This is a genomic window from Zestomonas carbonaria, from assembly GCF_904061905.1.
Classification (GTDB): Bacteria; Pseudomonadota; Gammaproteobacteria; order Pseudomonadales; family Pseudomonadaceae; genus Aquipseudomonas; species Aquipseudomonas carbonaria.
Window position 1 is genome coordinate 16,622 of the sequence record NZ_CAJFCI010000100.1, and the last position, 15,739, is coordinate 32,360.

General features: G+C 55.4%; 15 protein-coding genes and 1 pseudogene. 5 read left to right on the forward strand and 11 right to left on the reverse strand.

Annotation, left to right across the window (positions count from 1 at the left end; translation table 11 throughout):
- Positions 1–8: 8 nt before the first annotated feature.
- The 5 genes from narH (at position 9) to moaA (ending at position 5,441) form a co-directional block, all read left to right on the forward strand.
- The gene (narH, locus tag PSEWESI4_RS24730; protein WP_187673901.1) at positions 9–1,547 is read left to right on the forward strand and encodes a nitrate reductase subunit beta; all 1,539 of its coding nucleotides are present in this window, start codon (positions 9–11) and stop codon (positions 1,545–1,547) included.
- Positions 1,548–1,549: 2 nt separating this feature from the next.
- Complete coding sequence (gene narJ / locus PSEWESI4_RS24735) at positions 1,550–2,302, forward strand: nitrate reductase molybdenum cofactor assembly chaperone (protein WP_187673902.1); 753 nt, start codon at positions 1,550–1,552, stop codon at positions 2,300–2,302.
- Entirely contained in the window at positions 2,295–2,990 is a 696-nt protein-coding gene (narI, locus tag PSEWESI4_RS24740) for a respiratory nitrate reductase subunit gamma (protein ID WP_187673903.1), read from the forward strand. Before narJ ends, narI begins: the two co-directional genes overlap by 8 nt.
- A 127-nt stretch (positions 2,991–3,117) precedes the next feature.
- Entirely contained in the window at positions 3,118–4,080 is a 963-nt protein-coding gene (locus tag PSEWESI4_RS24745; RefSeq protein WP_187673904.1) for a peptidylprolyl isomerase, read from the forward strand.
- 368 nt (positions 4,081–4,448) lie between these two features.
- Positions 4,449–5,441, forward strand: coding sequence for a GTP 3',8-cyclase MoaA (moaA, locus tag PSEWESI4_RS24750; RefSeq protein WP_187673905.1), 993 nt, complete (start codon positions 4,449–4,451; stop codon positions 5,439–5,441).
- Between the two features lie 18 nt (positions 5,442–5,459).
- Here the strand turns inward: moaA and PSEWESI4_RS24755 are convergent, their stop codons facing one another.
- The 11 genes and pseudogenes from PSEWESI4_RS24755 to PSEWESI4_RS24805 form a co-directional block, all read right to left on the reverse strand.
- Positions 5,460–6,017, reverse strand: a complete 558-nt coding sequence (locus PSEWESI4_RS24755) for a hypothetical protein (protein WP_187673906.1) — start codon at positions 6,015–6,017, stop codon at positions 5,460–5,462.
- Positions 6,018–6,021: 4 nt separating this feature from the next.
- A complete protein-coding gene (locus PSEWESI4_RS24760) occupies positions 6,022–6,684 on the reverse strand; it encodes a hypothetical protein (RefSeq protein WP_187673907.1) in 663 nt (220 codons plus the stop codon).
- Between the two features lie 59 nt (positions 6,685–6,743).
- Positions 6,744–7,118, reverse strand: a complete 375-nt coding sequence (locus PSEWESI4_RS24765; RefSeq protein WP_187673908.1) for an XAC2610-related protein — start codon at positions 7,116–7,118, stop codon at positions 6,744–6,746.
- A gap of 96 nt (positions 7,119–7,214) precedes the next feature.
- Positions 7,215–7,526, reverse strand: a complete 312-nt coding sequence (locus PSEWESI4_RS24770) for a lysozyme inhibitor LprI family protein (RefSeq protein ID WP_187673909.1) — start codon at positions 7,524–7,526, stop codon at positions 7,215–7,217.
- Positions 7,527–8,489: 963 nt separating this feature from the next.
- Positions 8,490–8,867: a hypothetical protein gene (locus PSEWESI4_RS24775; protein ID WP_187673910.1), complete on the reverse strand. Its 378-nt coding sequence runs from the start codon at positions 8,865–8,867 to the stop codon at positions 8,490–8,492.
- A 46-nt stretch (positions 8,868–8,913) separates the two neighbouring features.
- Positions 8,914–9,213, reverse strand: coding sequence for a hypothetical protein (locus PSEWESI4_RS24780; RefSeq protein WP_187673911.1), 300 nt, complete (start codon positions 9,211–9,213; stop codon positions 8,914–8,916).
- Positions 9,214–9,254: 41 nt separating this feature from the next.
- A complete protein-coding gene (locus tag PSEWESI4_RS25525) occupies positions 9,255–9,665 on the reverse strand; it encodes a lysozyme inhibitor LprI family protein (protein WP_187673912.1) in 411 nt (136 codons plus the stop codon).
- A gap of 643 nt (positions 9,666–10,308) precedes the next feature.
- A complete protein-coding gene (locus PSEWESI4_RS24790; protein WP_187673913.1) occupies positions 10,309–11,097 on the reverse strand; it encodes a hypothetical protein in 789 nt (262 codons plus the stop codon).
- 685 nt (positions 11,098–11,782) lie between these two features.
- The gene (locus PSEWESI4_RS24795; RefSeq protein WP_187673914.1) at positions 11,783–12,598 is read right to left on the reverse strand and encodes a hypothetical protein; all 816 of its coding nucleotides are present in this window, start codon (positions 12,596–12,598) and stop codon (positions 11,783–11,785) included.
- A complete protein-coding gene (locus PSEWESI4_RS24800) occupies positions 12,595–15,309 on the reverse strand; it encodes a glycoside hydrolase family 19 protein (RefSeq protein ID WP_187673915.1) in 2,715 nt (904 codons plus the stop codon). The genes PSEWESI4_RS24795 and PSEWESI4_RS24800 overlap by 4 nt, the downstream gene beginning before the upstream one ends.
- 25 nt (positions 15,310–15,334) lie before the next feature.
- A pseudogene (locus PSEWESI4_RS24805) lies at positions 15,335–15,739 on the reverse strand (type VI secretion system Vgr family protein); the annotation flags it as partial.

Consider the following 15,739-nt stretch of genomic DNA (forward strand, 5'->3'; position numbering starts at 1 on the left):
GAAACGCCATGAAAATTCGTTCGCAAGTCGGCATGGTCCTGAACCTGGACAAGTGCATCGGCTGCCATACCTGCTCGATCACCTGCAAGAACGTCTGGACCAGCCGCGAAGGCATGGAATACGCCTGGTTCAACAACGTCGAGACCAAGCCCGGCATCGGCTATCCCAAGGAATGGGAGAACCAGGAAAAGTGGAAGGGTGGCTGGGTACGCAACCGCGACGGCTCCATCAACCCGCGCATCGGCGGCAAGTTCCGCGTGCTGGCGAACATCTTCGCCAACCCGGACATGCCGGGCATCGACGACTACTACGAGCCGTTCGACTTCGACTACCAGCACCTGCACACCGCGCCGCTGGGCGACCACCAGCCGGTGGCGCGGCCGCGCTCGGTGATCTCCGGGCAGCGCATGGAAAAGATCGAATGGGGCCCGAACTGGGAGGAAATCCTCGGCACCGAATTCGCCAAGCGGCGCAAGGACAAGAACTTCGACGCGGTGCAGGCGGACATCTACGGCGAGTACGAGAACACCTTCATGATGTACCTGCCGCGCCTGTGCGAGCACTGCCTCAACCCGGCGTGCGCGGCCTCCTGCCCGAGCGGCGCGATCTACAAGCGCGAGGAGGACGGCATCGTCCTCATCGACCAGGAGAAATGCCGTGGCTGGCGCATGTGCATCAGCGGCTGCCCGTACAAGAAGATCTACTTCAACTGGAAGAGCGGCAAATCCGAGAAGTGCATCTTCTGCTACCCGCGCATCGAGGCCGGCATGCCCACCGTCTGCTCGGAAACCTGCGTGGGGCGCATCCGCTACCTCGGCGTGCTGCTCTACGACGCCGACCGCATCCATGAAGTGGCCAGCACCGCCAGCGAGCAGGACCTCTACAAGAAGCAACTGGAGATCTTCCTCGACCCCAACGACCCGGCGGTGATCGCCCAGGCGCTGGCCGACGGCGTGCCCATGTCGGTGATCGAGGCCGCGCAGAAATCGCCGGTCTACAAGCTGGCGGTGGACTGGCAACTGGCCCTGCCGCTGCACCCGGAATACCGCACCCTGCCGATGGTCTGGTACGTGCCGCCGCTGTCGCCGATCCAGAACGCCGCCGCCAACGGCAGCGTGAGCATGGACGGCGTGCTACCGGACGTGGATAGCCTGCGCATCCCGGTGCGCTACCTGGCCAACCTGCTCACCGCCGGCGACGAACAGCCGGTCAAGCTGGCGCTCAAGCGCCTGCTGGCCATGCGCGCCTACAAGCGCGCCGAGCAGGTCGATGGCGTACAGGACCTGGAAGTGCTGAAAAAAGCCGGCCTGTCGCTGGCGCAGTGCGAGGACATGTACCGCTACCTGGCCATCGCCAACTACGAGGACCGCTACGTGATCCCCAGCGCGCACCGCGAAGAGGCCATGAGCGACGCCTTCGCCGAGCGCTCCGGCTGCGGCTTCAGCTTCGGCAGCGGTTGCAGCGGCGCCTCCGACACCAACATGTTCGGCGCGAAGAAGGCCAACTGCCGCGACGTGCTGAAAACCGTGCAGTTGTGGGAGGACTGAACATGCGCATCCTCAAGGTGATTTCCCTGCTGCTGGACTACCCCGACGCGCACCTGCGCGAAGGCCATGCGGAACTGGCCGACGCCATCGCCGCCGCCCGCGAGATCAGCCCCGAACAGCGCGCCGCCCTGCGGCGCCTGCTCGACGAACTGAGCGCCGGCGACCCGATGGACGTGCAGGAACGCTACGGCGAACTGTTCGACCGGGGCCGCGCGCTGTCGCTGCTGCTGTTCGAACACGTGCACGGCGAGTCCCGCGACCGTGGCCAGGCGATGGTCGACCTGCTGGCCCAGTACGAGGAAGCGGGCTTCGACATCGGCGTGCGCGAGCTGCCGGACTACATCCCGCTGTACCTCGAATACCTGTCCACCCGCGACGACCTGGAGGCCCGCGAGGGCCTGGCCGACGTCGCCCACCTGCTGGCGCTGCTCGCCGCGCGCCTGGACGAGCGCGAGAGCCCCTACGCCGCCTGCCTGCGCGCGCTGCTGCAGATCGCCGGCGCCGAGCCGCAACGGGCCGTCGCCGAAGTGATCGGGCAGGTCGCCGCCGAGCCGCGCGACGACTCGCTGGAAGCGCTGGACAAGCTCTGGGAGGAGGAGGCCGTGGACTTCCTCAAGGCCGAGCAGCAGGAGCGCTGCCCCAGCCAGGCCAGGCTGCCCGGCCAGGCGCGCGAGGAGGTTCCGGTGCCGCTGCACTGGGTGGATTTCAAGCATGACGGGCCGGACGAACCGGCCCGGGAGGTTCGCAATGTCTAACGTCAATCTGCTGCTGTTCGGGATCTACCCGTACATCGCCCTGGCCATCTGCCTCATCGGCAGTTGGGCGCGCTTCGACCTGTCGCAATACAGTTGGAAGGCCGGCTCCAGCCAGATCTTCACCCGCACCCCGGCCGAGCGGCGCTACATGCGCATCGCCAGCAACCTGTTCCACGTCGGCGTGCTGTTCATCCTGGCCGGCCACTTCGTCGGCCTGCTGATGCCCGAGGCGCTCTACCACGCCTTCATCAGCACCGCCGACAAGCAACTGCTGGCGATGGTCTCCGGCGGCTTCTTCGGCATCCTCTGCCTGATCGGCCTGCTGATGCTGCTGGGCCGCCGCCTGTTCGACGCGCGGGTGCGGGCCAGCTCCAGCTTCTCCGACACCATGATCCTGGTGGTGCTGCTGGCCCAGCTCGTCCTCGGCCTGCTGACCATCGTCGCCTCCACCCACCACCTCGACGGCTCGGTGATGGTGCTGCTGGCCAACTGGGCGCAGGCGGTGGTCACCCTGCAACCGCAGGTGTCGGCCGCCAGCATCGAACCGGTGAGCCTGGTGTACAAGCTGCACGTGTTCCTCGGCCTGACCCTGTTCGTGCTGTTCCCCTTCACCCGCCTGGTGCACATCGTCAGCGCACCGGTCTGGTACCTGGGACGGCGCTACCAGATCGTCCGGCAGAAGGGCTGAGAGCCGAATAGAAGCGCTGGAGGCTGAAGGCTGGAGGCAAAAGCGGGTACGGGCTGCCGGTCGTTCAGCCTCCAGCCCTCCAGCGCTCTTTTCGGCTTTTTAATTGATTGATCGAGGAGAACTCATCATGGGTTGTGGATGCGGTGGTAACGGGAATGGTGGTGGTTGCGGCGGGCACGACCCGGCCACCGATGGTGGCGTGAGTGCCCCGGTGGTGCGCGAAGTGGTGCCCGAGCCGCAGCCGGCGGTGGATGCGCCGCAGGACGAGGAAGACGAGGCGGGGCCCGAACTGATCGCCAGCAGCGAGCAGGAATGGCCGCGCATCAAGGTCAACGGCGTGGCCATCGCCCCCGAGGCGATCGCCCGCGAACTGCAATACCACCCGGCGGACACCCGTCGGGAAGCGGTGTTCCTGGCCAGTCAGGCGCTGGTGCTCCGCGAACTGCTGCAACAGCGCATCGCCGAACTGGGCCTGGCCGTCCGGGCCCAGCCCGGCGAAAGCGAAGAAGAGGCGGCCACCCGCGCGCTGATCGAGCATGAAGTGCCGATGCCCAGCGCCGACGAATCGGTCTGCCGGCAGTACTTCGAAAACAACCGCGAACGCTTCGCCAGCGCCCCGCTGCTGGCCGCCCGGCACATCCTCCTGGCCTGCCCGGCGGACGACGCCGAAGCCCGCAGCCGGACCCGCGAACAGGCCGAGGCACTGCTCGCCCAACTGGCCGCCGACGGCTCGCGCTTCGCCGAACTGGCCCGCGCCCACTCCGCCTGCCCGTCGAAAGAGCAGGGCGGCGCCCTCGGCCAGATCAGCAAGGGCCAGACCGTGCCCGAGTTCGAGCGCCAGTTGTTCCGCCTGCAACCCGGCCTGGCGCTCCAGCCGCTGGAAAGCCGCTACGGCTTCCACCTGGTCTGGGTGGACCAGCGCATCGAAGGCCGGCCGCTGCCGTTCGAAGCCGTGCAAGGCACCATCCGCGCCGAACTGGACCAGCGCGTCTGGCAAGTCGCGGTCAGGCAATACCTCCAGGGCCTGGTAGGAGAGGCAGACATCCAGGGCATCACCCTCGAAGGCACCGACTCACCGCTGATCCAATGACGTAGCCCGGATGCAATCCGGGAAAACCGACCACCCCTCCCGGATTTCATCCGGGCTACGAACTCGAACACCACACGGACTGACTCCCCTCTCCCATTCATGGGAGAGGGGCCGGGGGAGAGGGCAGAACTCCCCACGTAGCCCGGATGCAATCGGGGGAAACCGACCGCCCCTCCCGGATTGCATCCGGGCTACGAACTTGAATGCCACACGGACTGACTCCCCTCTCCCATTCATGGGAGAGGGGCTGGGGGAGAGGGCAGAACCCCCAACGTAGCCCGGATGAACTCCGGGGAAACCGGCCGCCCCTCCCGGATTTCATCCGGGCTACGGGTCGGGGCCGCTGTAGCGAACTGGATGGGACCACGATGGACGCACACCTGCTGGACGGCTTCGGCCGCCGTATCGACTACCTGCGCATGTCGGTCACCGACCGCTGCGACTTCCGCTGCGTCTACTGCATGGCCGAAGACATGACCTTCCTGCCACGCCAACAGGTGCTGGGCCTCGAAGAGCTCTACCGGCTGGCCGCGCTGTTCGTCGCCAACGGTGTGAAGAAAATCCGCCTCACCGGCGGCGAACCGCTGGTGCGCAAGGGCATCGTCGGCCTCTGCGAACGCATCGCCGCGCTGCCGGGCCTGCGCGAACTGGTAATGACCAGCAACGGCTCGCAACTCACCAGGCTGGCCGGCCCCCTGGCCGAAGCCGGCGTCAAACGCCTCAACATCAGCCTGGACACCCTGCGTCCCGAGCGCTTCCGCGCCATCACCCGCACCGGCGACCTCGCCCAGGTGCTGGCCGGCATCGACGCGGCCCGCGAAGCCGGCTTCGCCCGTATCAAACTCAACTGCGTGGTGATGCGGGGCCGCAACGACGACGAAGTGCTCGACCTGATCGACTACGCCGTGACGCGCGGGCTCGACATCAGCTTCATCGAAGAAATGCCCCTGGGCGAAGTCGGCCGCTCGCGCGGCGAAAGCTTCTTCTCCAGCGACCAGGTGCGCGAACTGATCGCCACGCGCCACAGCCTGCTCGACAGCGCCGAACAAAGCGGCGGCCCCGCCCGCTACGCCCGCATCGGCGAATACCCCGACAGCCGCATCGGTTTCATCTCCCCCCACAGCCACAACTTCTGCGCCACCTGCAACCGCGTCCGCCTGACCGTGGAAGGGCGCCTGCTGCTATGCCTCGGCCACGAACACGCCATCGACCTGCGCGCCCTGCTGCGCCGCCACCCGGAAAGCGACCAGCCGCTGCTCGACGCCATCCACGCCGGCCTGGCGCGCAAGCCGTTGCGCCATGAGTTCAGCCTGGACGGGGATGTGCAGGTGCTGCGGTTTATGAATGCGAGTGGGGGATAGCAGGAAGGGAGGCAGTTGCTATTGGTTGCGAATGGCGTGACGAGGCGTTTCGGAGTGGTCGGAGGAGTACCAGGTGTTCGGGATTGCTGGATTGCCTTCCAGTGACATAAGTGACCCAACCTGGTTTTTATCTTCGCCTTTTAGGAGTACACGTGCGTCAGGTGTCGTTACCATTACGCCGATCTGGTATTCATCGGCCTCCAAGCGCCAGTTCTGGAAGATCGTATATTCGACCTGATTGTTTATGAACTTCAACGCATAGTCCTCCATGGCGTCGTTTTGAATGCCGCCACCTCTAAAGTATCCGCTGAATTCAAATTTCGACCACGATTCGGTATCCGCTTCTTGTGGGGACTGAAGTTCTATTTTTCTGAGGGCTCCAAATCTATAGAGCAAATACTGGTCGTTCGCTTCTTTAAAAATTGAGACGAGCTTTCCTGACTTTTCAACCTGGAAGGAGAAGATGGGCCTTTCACCCTGGCGGCACAAAGTGGCGGCTCCTTGGTCGTCATCTGTCTGAAGGACGGAAGTTGACGCTAGAGCGGAAACTGCCAGGAAACGAAGAGGTCTGGTCATGGCGCTAGAGTTCTTGATCTTGAGTCGAGTCGCAACGTTCAGGATTTTTTATTGCGACAACTTCTGAATGCCCGCTAGCGTACCCAGGCTCGGTCTTTCTTACGACGGGGCGGTACTTATCGAAGTCTAGTGGTATTTGCTCCGTGGCAACCCAGGTGTCTCCATCCCAATGGCCATCACACATCAGACCCGACTCCTGAGCCAGCAGACACTGGCCTGGAATGGAAATGAACAAGCAATAGTACCTCGAATGGTATATCGACCGGCCGTCTGGCTGTTCGGCCTCTCCAGACTCGATAGCGCCAAGGCGCATGATGCTTCTGCTTTCGGAAAACTCATAATCCTTTTCCGGCATCGATAGGCTGTCGAAGGAAATCTCGAAGGTTTCCTTCCTGTCTAGCGCTATCCGGATGCGACCATACAGCGTCGTGCCTTCGCGCTCATTGTTTTCCCTGGATAGGTAGTTGACCTCTATCTCTTTAGGTGGGTTGGGGTGGGGGTTATTGGTATGTGGTTGAGTATCTGCCGTGGGCATACGGCCTTCAGCCTGAGATTCGGGTGTAGACTTGAGCCGTTTCCAACCTCCATTGATAAATTTTTCAGCGTAAGTCTCGCCATCTTCATCGATCGTTGAGTCATGTATCCTTCTCAACTCGGGAGTAGGCATGTTATGGGCAACGCTGTAGATGGTTGCTTTATGGTAGCAACATCCACTCTTTCCATAGGTCAAGATTCGTTGACTGTCTGGGGCAATCGTAAAGAAGCCCAAGGTTTGTTCAATGAGGCCAGATAACGCAGGACTGTAGAGAAATTGCCTTTCTTCTTGTTGTAGAGGAATATATCGTAACTTGGACCTCCATAGGAACCGTTATTGCCGTTCTGTACTGCAAAATCCTCTAGGCCATCGAAGTTGAAATCTCCTACGTTGATAACACCTTGATAGTCGTAGAGTTTCGCGGAGTTTATTAGTACTTTATTGTCTTCTATGGTGATGAAAATATTGGATAGATCAATGAGTTGGTAGGCGGTGGCTTGCCCCTTCTTTGCCACTGCAATCTGTCCCGAGGACTCGCAGGTTTCCTGGTCGCAGAGCGAGTCCATTGCTATCCAGAACTCATAATTGTCAGACGCATCCAGGATTTTGTGCTGATATAACGACTCAGGCTTGGTGCTGGAAACTGGTACTTTTCCAAGTAGCTAAGTTCTTGATGAGTATTTGTCGACAAGGCATTGGGAGGCGTTTTTCGCGCTTTTGCACTCTTGACGGACAGCTCTTAACCAACGGCGTTGCTCGGACTGGATTGTGTTATCACCTTCTGCTGAAAAGCCGATCGCCTTGTGATAAAGCCTTGCCATTTGCTCATCCGCTTTGGAAAGCTGTGTATCGGTGCAAATGGTTTTTTCCACCAGCGTGGATGCCTTGGTGCAATCAAAACTTGCTGCTGAAATAGCATTGGAGAAGGCAATGGTAATTATGGCAGGCAGTGAGAGTGGGCTTTTGTTTGACATTGGGATCGCTTAAGTCGTCTTTGGGGTTTTTCAGTCAGTTCGTATCGCCATCATATTTATAGAAGGTCGAGCATCTGTTTGCTCCATGGGCGGTTGCTACGATTTCTGGAGTGTTGTTTCTGTCTATGTTGTCTATTGTTATTTCATAGTTCTCTTCAAATTGCTCTATTAGTTTCTTGGGTAGGAGTACTGGTTTGCATTTCTCTTCAATGCAATTTTCTATTCTCAGATTTTTTATGTCTTTTGTGATTTTAAAGTTATGGGCTTCTTTTCCTTGAGAGTCATGTGTGGATAATAGAAGCAGTCCAATCAAGATGGGTGTTGATATCAAGCGTTTCTTAGAGGGATAGGTGGTCGTAAAAGTAATCACTTTTGAGTGCTCGGGCAGTCTGTCTCTTTGGTTCTTCCTGTTGGGGTTAATTAATTGTTACTCAGTAAGAATTTTTTGTGGCGACATATCTCCCCGGAGGGAGTATCAATGAAATAGTTGGTCACAATTAGGTAGCTGTGCTTTCTCATGTCTAGAGTCGTTATATAGGGATGTCCATCCTTTGTTCTCTGTGGTGGCTCAGTGCTGGAGAAAATCTCCAAGGCATTGGAATCCGACCCATTTGATAGGTCTGTCATCGTATAGTACCTACACCCAGCACCACAGCTATGCGCTGCCACGAAGTACTTTCCTGCAAAATTTATCTGGGGCTCTCCTATTCGTTTTCCAAGGTCGTTTATCCAGTAATCATCCTGATCTTGGTATATGCCTTTAGGCAAATGTAATTCCCCGGTGTAAGAGGGCGCTGGATAGTTATTGAAATTTACTTCTCTGTTGTTGAGTTCTGCATGCGATACTGAGCTAAATAAGAGAAGTATAAGCAATAGTACTTTTGGCGTCTTCATAGGGATTTGATGAGTTATCTCAGGTCAGCTCGCCCAATAATTTATCTCAAGCCGCGAAACGACAAGACTTTAACGGCCTGTCGCCGTTAAAGTACTTTCAAAGTAGCGTAGGGCGGTTTTGGTATCTATCTCGCCTTGCGTCAGCATTCTTGATACTAGCTGTGTTGTTATGCATCCTTTTTCTGTAAGCCAATCAGGGTAGGTCTCCTGCTGTAGTCCAGCGGCAATATTATCTAGTGCCGAGCGGCCTAGGTCAGCGATACAATTACCGAACTGTTTTTTGAAGCCTTCTTTTGCAGGTTGATCTCTTCGTAGGTAAGAGTCATAAGTTAATTCGGTCAGAGGTATGGTCGGGGAAATTACTTCATGAAATGAGCTGGTGAAGTAATTAGAAGAGGATATAACATGCTGTCCAGTTAGTTCTAGTGATTTCCCTTCATAGATCACGCTTAGGGTTCTATTGGTACAGATCGAGTACTCTGGGCCGCAGTAGTTAAAAAATATTTATTATTCCGTTGTTTATTGCAATTCCATTGAACACTTGAATGCCTCCTTTGCTGGCAATGTTACTGCTGGGAATGAATTCTCTATTTTCAAATTTTTTGCCGCTGGAAAGATTTGCAGATAATCCATAGTACTCTGAGTTCTGTATTGAGAATATTTTTACTTCATCGTTTTTATTGTCGCCATCCAAGTCTCCCTTGATAAAGGCAATGGTCTCGTCTGCCTGGGAATATAATGGTAGAAATAAAAATAATATTATCTTAAGTGCTAATAAGTACTTTTGCTTCATTCCATGTCCTCTCGAAGTGGTCTGCTCTTGCTGTGCGGCTTTCAGTGTTGCGAGGTTGAGTCCAGAAAGCTACGCCTGGCATCTGTAAGTCTGGCAGCGCAATGGTTTTTGGTTGTTTCGTAGGCTTGTGTGCCTGGTTCTATAATGAAGACTTCTATTTCGCAGTCTGAGTCTCTTAGAGTGATCCAGGTGCGTTGCGATTTTTTTATTTTTTCAATGTACTCATCGCCGAGCTTTGGGGCGGGGAGATATTGCTCTCTTATTCTTGAGATAAGATCTTTGTATGCTTTGTTCAAAACGTGGTTGGCTATTGTGCTTGCGACCTTTGAACATTCAAAAACCTGCTGGCTATTGTTCGGTTTTTCACAGTCTTGTGTGGCATAGGATAATCCGGACATGGTTAATAATGATATGAATGCTATGGATTTTAAATTTATTGTGACAGAGTTCATGGTTTTTGTTTTAAGTTAGGGGTTATTCCATATAGGGAGTGTGGTGCCCGACAAATTTTTCTTCTTCTAGGAGGAAACAGAAATTACCGCTGCTAATGACTCGGTAAGCCAAAATGTCTCCCTCGATGCATAATTTTTTACTGTCTGTGCTGAAGATTAGTTTTCCTTCTTTCCCCTCAGGGGCTCTATCGCTAGGGGTTCCTGAAAATGCATCTACGGGAACTGGATATACCACTCCTGAGAGAGAGTCTATGGCAACTATTGATTTTTGATGATACTCTGGTCTTTCGGGTATGGTTATTAATATATAGTGTTTGTTGAAGTTTGGAGTCTTCTCTTTTATTGCGTTGGCTATTTCTTGAGTGTGCTCAGTGTCACAGAAATTGACTGGACTATACGAAAATGAGCAGCCGTCGTTGGTTTTGTATTTGATTTTTATGAGGGGAGGGCCGTTCCTATTTTCGAGAGAGCGCTCTTGGGCTTCGCTGAAAATTGAAGTGGTACAAAGAAAAAGTATAAGCAATAGTAGATTTGGCGTCTTAATAGGCATTTGATGAGTTGTCTCAGATCAGTTCGCCCAATAATTTATCTCAAGCCCCGAAACGACCTGGTTTTCTAATGGCCTGTCGTCGTTAAAATACTTTCAAAGTAGCGTAGGGCGGTTTTTGGTATCTATCTCGCCTTGCGTCAGCATTCCTGATACTAGCTGTGTTGTTATGCATCCTTTTTCTGTAAGCCAATCAGGATAAGTTTCCTGCTGTAGTGCATCGGCAATATCATCTAGCGCTGAGAGGCCTAGGTCAGCGATGCAATTACCGAATTGTCTAGTGAAGTCTTGTTCTGCAGGTTGGTCTCTTTGTAGATAAGACTCATAAGTTAATTCGGTTAGAGGTGTGGCAGGGGAGGTTGCTTCATAGAATGAGTTGGTGAAGCCGTTTGAGTAAGAGACAACTTTTTGTCCAATGAAGTCTAGTGACTCTTCTTTATAGGCTACGATTAAGGTTCTATTGGAGCAGATCGAATACTCTGGTCCACAGTAGTTATAGAAAATATTGACGGCTCCGTTGTTTATTGCAATTCCATTGAACTCTTGGATGTCTCCTTTGCTGACAAGCTGAGCTCCGGGAATGAAATCTTTATTTTCAAATCTTTTGCCGCTAGAAAGAGTTATAGATAGTCCGTAGTGTTCTGAGTTTTTTATGGAAAAAATTTTTATTTCATCATTTTTCTTATCGCTATCTAAGTCTCCTCTAATAAAGGTAATGGTCTCGCTTGCATGAGCATGTGGGGATAGAAATAGAAAGGTGGCTATTTTAAATGCCAAGAAATATTTTTTCATCATCCCATATTCTCTTGAAGTGGAGTCTTCTTTTTTGAAGGCTCTTTCGCATTGGCGCCGGTATTCGGCCTGGGCCGCCTGGAAGTCTTGCACGGCCCGTACCTGTCAGTGGTGGGGAGCTCTTTTTCTCCCGGCTGCTCGTGGAGAATTCCGAACGAAGCTTTTGCTTCAGTTCGAGGCCAGTTATTCCTTTATAGTACATTCGAGCCCCTCTTTCTTCGACTTTTACTTCCCAGTCGCACTGTAAGAATAGGGTTTCGTATAGTTCTGGATGGTTATTTTTAAAATCTGGAACCTGAGTGGGGAACTCACCGTAACCTTGGCTGTTAATGGTTTTTTGCATTGCGCCGACGGTCAAAGCCTCACTATCGTAAGCTTGAACTGCATCTATTGATGTATTCGGTTTGATATCTGGCATAGTGATTGTGGAAGAAACTTTCTTTGTTTTCTTGCAGGTAAATCAGTTCCGCATCATCTATTGGTCCGTAGACATATTTCCTATCAGTAATTGTCGTGTTGTATTGTCCGCCGCAAAGAGATAAGTGCTTCTTGTTTGACGTCTGGCATGTGAAGTGAATTTTCTCATCCGGGGAGCAGTGACTGAGTGCCGGCTGTGCAATAGCCTTTGCCGGCATTGTATTTAAGCCAAGGAGTGCAAGTAATATAAAGCATGTTGGGTGGCACTTGCGGATATCTCTTTTTGTATTTTTCATATCTAAAGTGCTACCGATATTTTAATGCTTGGCTATAGGCGTGCTGGAAGACGGCTAACATTGAGCTAGTAATTGCCACATACCTTCAGGTCAGAGCAGTGCACCCATTTCTGAATAGCTGTCTTTTGCGGGTGGTTGTAACGGACCAAATACCACCCGTTACCTTCGTCGCTATAATCAACAAGCTGCACGGAGTCCCCTTTTATTAGATACATTTTTGTCGGGGAACTATCGCTCGGCTCGTTGAATAGAATGGACTTGTCGACAGAGACCACTGATGATAATTGCGTTCTGTCAAAGTACGATTCTTTGTCGTTTACCACCATTTTTTCTATTGGTTTTTTGTCTTGATAAATGGTCCTGAAAACTTGTCCGCAACCTAAACATCTATCCTTGCCAATCAGGATAAGTTGCCCATCCTCTCTCCGGTAGACCTCTTCATACCAAGTGGCACCATCCCTGTGCTTGCTGAAAACATACTCTCCAAATGTTGTGTAGTTACATATCGTTTTCTCTGTTGGGCTGATTGCCTTAAGTGAGTTCGTGTCGCTTTCATATTTATAGAAGGTCGAGCATCTGTTTACTCCATGGGCGGTCGCTACGATTTCTGGAGTGTTATTTCTGTCTATGTCGTCTATTGTTATCTCATGATCCTCTTCATATTGCTCTGTTAGCTCCTTTGGTAGGTTTATTGTTTTGCATTTTTCTTTAATACAGCTCTCTATTTTAAGTTCGTTTGAGCGTTCTGTGATTTTTAGGTTGTAATGAGGTAGTGTTTCAGAGGCGGATAATGGAGGGGGGGATGTTAGTAGCAACAGGCTTGGTAAAGTTGCTGTGGTTAAGAACATTTGGTTTGTCTTGAATTTTTTTAGAGCAGTCATTTTAAGTTCCATTTTTGTTTGATCTTTGAGAATAATAGCTCTCTTTCTCTCAGTCCTCTGTTGCCACCATTTACTGCTAGTGTGATGAGGCCGACATTTTCTTTTTCCGCATCAACTAGTTTGTTGATATCGCCTTTTGCATTGTGTTTTTTGTATATGGCGCCATTGTGTCTCCAGTACCAGCAAGAAGCGTCTATGCTGTTGTACATGTTTGAGGCTATAAGTTCAGGGCTTGAAACGAAGTCAATGCCTCTATGCTCCGAGTAACGTTTGTAGTTGTTTTTCCAAGTTAGTTGGATTAGACCTTTTCCTTTAAATTTTGGGCCATCTCCCATTTCGGTGTTTCCGTTCTTTATGGCGTCAGGATGGACTCCAGGATTGTACTGGTTGCCAGAGGCGAACTCTATTGTTGACTCGAAGTGCGCGCTTTCATGGAAGCACTGTGAAAGGAAGTGGGCTTTTTGGTCGCAACTGCTTATGGAGTAGCGTTCCAGTGCGAGGTTGAGTAGTTCGACAAACTTACCTTTGTTGAACTTGTAAACATCCGGGTAGTTGTCTTTGTAATTTTCTTCAAACCGCTTCCCACCGCCTTTTCCAGTGAACCAATCACCTGTTTTTCCTAGCACCTCTTCTAGAAACTCAACTGTTATTTCACAGCAGCTATCTTTTTGGAAGCACCCCGCCAACCCCACCGGATGAAAGTGATACACCCTGGCATCCTGTGGCAACCCCACTTGCAGAGCGACTTCCGTCCACCATTGCAGTTTGGACACCCGTGGCTTTTCCGCTTCCAGGTTGCGTTGGGCGAGGGGGCCGAGCAGGGCGGCGACTTTGTCGAGCATGCCGTATTTGCTTTCCCAGGAGGGGACGTGCCATTCGCTCTCGTGGTAGGCGATCACGCCGCCGAGCAGGGGCGCCAGCAGTTGGTCGCGCAGGGCGTTGTCCAGTTCGGTTTCGTCCAGCTTGCCGTCCTTGTTGGTGTCCAGCCAGCCGCGTAGCCGTTTGACGAATTCGCTTTCCTTCGGCCGTGGACCGCCGCGCAGGTAGTTGACGAATTCGTTCGCGTCTTCCCACCAGCTACCGCCGGGCGGGCTGGTGGCGTCGAGGACCTGGAATCCGCGCCAGCGCCAGGGGCTGCAACGGCGGCCGGTTTCTTCCACCCAGCCGGTGGCGGTGGTGCCCGGCCCCGTGCGGGCCTTGACCTGTCGCCAGGCTTTGCCGGCTTCGTCCTTGTGGGATTTCAGGCCGCTCAATGGCAGGGTCTGTGGGCCCTGGAGGGTGGCGATCACCTCGCCGTCGGCCTTGGGCTCGCCGCGCAGTTCGTCGCCGGTGTTCAAGGCCAGCAGGTTGTGTTGGTTTTCCGGCAGGTGCCTTTCCCATTGCCGGCAGGCATCGATGAAGCGGGGGACGTCGTCGGCGCTGAACACTTCGAGGTGCAGGAGCGGGCTCGATGCGGTCCGGTTAGCCGCCAGCGGCGCGTGCCAGGCGGTATCTTCGCCGAGGTGGCCGAGCAGGGCGCCGGCGGCCACGGGGATCGGTTCCCGGGGGCAGATGATGCGGTCATAGCCTTCCGGTTCGCGCTCTTCTTCCAGTTCTTTCAGGAACACCCAGCCGTTCGGGGCTTCGGTCGAGACCTGGGCGTTCGCTTGCAGGGGCGCGATATTGCCCTCGACGATCCGGCTGATACGCCCCCATTTCCGGTCGGATGAGTGTTCGTCTACCTCGATGCAGGAGCCGCGTGTCAGCAGGCCCAGCTTTTCGCCCTTGGGCTGTTGGCGGATGTTCAGGCCGACGAGGCGCGGGGTGTATGCGGTCAGGTCCCGGGACTTGGCGCCGGCACGGTAGCGAAGCTTGTTCCACCAGACCGGACGTGGGCGTTCGGGGTAGGTAGCGTAGCTGGCGCCATCGGCCAGGTGCATGTACAGGCTGTAGAAGGTCAGCGTGGGGCGGGCAACGGCAGCTTCGCATTGGCGCCGGTATTCGGCCTGGGCCGCCTGGAAGTCTTGCATGGCCCGTACTTGCCCCGGGTCGGGTGTGCAGGGCACGGTGACTTTTCCATACACCGTCTGCCCCGTCAGGGAGGCCAGTTTCAGGCCAAACCCCGAGGGGTTGCTGTCCAGGGCGTTGACCGGCAGCCAGGCATTGGCGACGGGGCCGTTCAGCCAGCGGGTTTGCTCCGGTGGCATGCCGGCGACCCGGACCCAGCCATCGCGTTCCTCCGCCATGGCGACCTCGGTGCCCAGGGGCAGCCAGCCGACCGAGGGGCCGCCGGGGCGCGCGGCCAGGCGGGCGCCATAGCGGGTGATGGTTGGCGCCTCGGAGGGTGGCGGTGTGACGGGCGGAGCCGGTGGTTGCAGGCGATGGCGTACCAGCACGAAGCCGGTGGAGTAGGGGCGCAGTGCCGGGCCTTGCGGGGGCTGGGAGCTTTTTTCGGTGGCTGGGGTGGCGTCCGGGTACTGGCTGTCGAGGCGGTAGGCCACGATCTCGCCGTCAGCCAGGCAGCGCACGCCGTCGCCTTGGTCGAAGGCGTTCGCCGTCGCGGCGCTGAAGTGGATGCCGCCATGGAACAGGCCATTGGTGCCCAGGGGGTAGTGGCCGCCGTTGGCCAGGGCGAGGCCGGCGTAGGCCGGCATCGGGTCGGTGAAGGCCTTCCCTTCCTTGTTCTTGAAGGGGTGGCCGATGCGGGATGTCGGCTTGAGGGTATCCATCATGGTTGAAACCTGCCTCCTTGTGGTTTCAGTGGGTGAAGCGCCAGGACCATGATTGTTCGCCTGGTTTGCCCTCGTTCGGCTCGCCACCGGACGACAGTGGGTTGCCGCTTCCGCTGCCGGTCAGGTCGAGCTTGCCCTTGAAGCGAAGCGCCACGCCATCGATGGCGATGCCGGCGTCGTTCAAGGTGATGGTGCCGCCGGGGCCTTCCAGCACGGCGCTCTCGCCTACCTCCAGGCGGTAGACGGTGGTCTTGCGCTCGATGCTCTGCCCGGCCTCGAGCTGGTGATGGCCCTGCACGTGGTGCTCGACGTGCCCGCCGGTCTCGATGAGGTGGCTGGCGGTGGTCTTGTCGTAGCGGTCGTTGCCGACTTCCTCAGTGCGGTCCTTGCCGATGCGGATCAGCCGGTTGCGCTCGACGTTCAGGCTGTC

Excerpts from the sequence above, each read along its gene's own strand:
- PSEWESI4_RS24795 (WP_187673914.1), bottom strand. The coding sequence starts at position 12,598 with ATGACTGCTCTAAAAAAATTCAAGACAAACCAAATGTTCTTAACCACA.
- narH (WP_187673901.1), top strand. The coding sequence starts at position 9 with ATGAAAATTCGTTCGCAAGTCGGCATGGTCCTGAACCTGGACAAGTGC.
- PSEWESI4_RS24770 (WP_187673909.1), bottom strand. The coding sequence starts at position 7,526 with ATGTCAAACAAAAGCCCACTCTCACTGCCTGCCATAATTACCATTGCC.
- PSEWESI4_RS24745 (WP_187673904.1), top strand. The coding sequence starts at position 3,118 with ATGGGTTGTGGATGCGGTGGTAACGGGAATGGTGGTGGTTGCGGCGGG.
- PSEWESI4_RS24765 (WP_187673908.1), bottom strand. The coding sequence starts at position 7,118 with ATGGACTCGCTCTGCGACCAGGAAACCTGCGAGTCCTCGGGACAGATT.
- PSEWESI4_RS25525 (WP_187673912.1), bottom strand. The coding sequence starts at position 9,665 with ATGAACTCTGTCACAATAAATTTAAAATCCATAGCATTCATATCATTA.
- PSEWESI4_RS24755 (WP_187673906.1), bottom strand. The coding sequence starts at position 6,017 with ATGACCAGACCTCTTCGTTTCCTGGCAGTTTCCGCTCTAGCGTCAACT.
- PSEWESI4_RS24800 (WP_187673915.1), bottom strand. The coding sequence starts at position 15,309 with ATGATGGATACCCTCAAGCCGACATCCCGCATCGGCCACCCCTTCAAG.
- PSEWESI4_RS24780 (WP_187673911.1), bottom strand. The coding sequence starts at position 9,213 with ATGAAGCAAAAGTACTTATTAGCACTTAAGATAATATTATTTTTATTT.
- moaA (WP_187673905.1), top strand. The coding sequence starts at position 4,449 with ATGGACGCACACCTGCTGGACGGCTTCGGCCGCCGTATCGACTACCTG.
- PSEWESI4_RS24760 (WP_187673907.1), bottom strand. The coding sequence starts at position 6,684 with ATGCCTACTCCCGAGTTGAGAAGGATACATGACTCAACGATCGATGAA.
- narJ (WP_187673902.1), top strand. The coding sequence starts at position 1,550 with ATGCGCATCCTCAAGGTGATTTCCCTGCTGCTGGACTACCCCGACGCG.
- narI (WP_187673903.1), top strand. The coding sequence starts at position 2,295 with ATGTCTAACGTCAATCTGCTGCTGTTCGGGATCTACCCGTACATCGCC.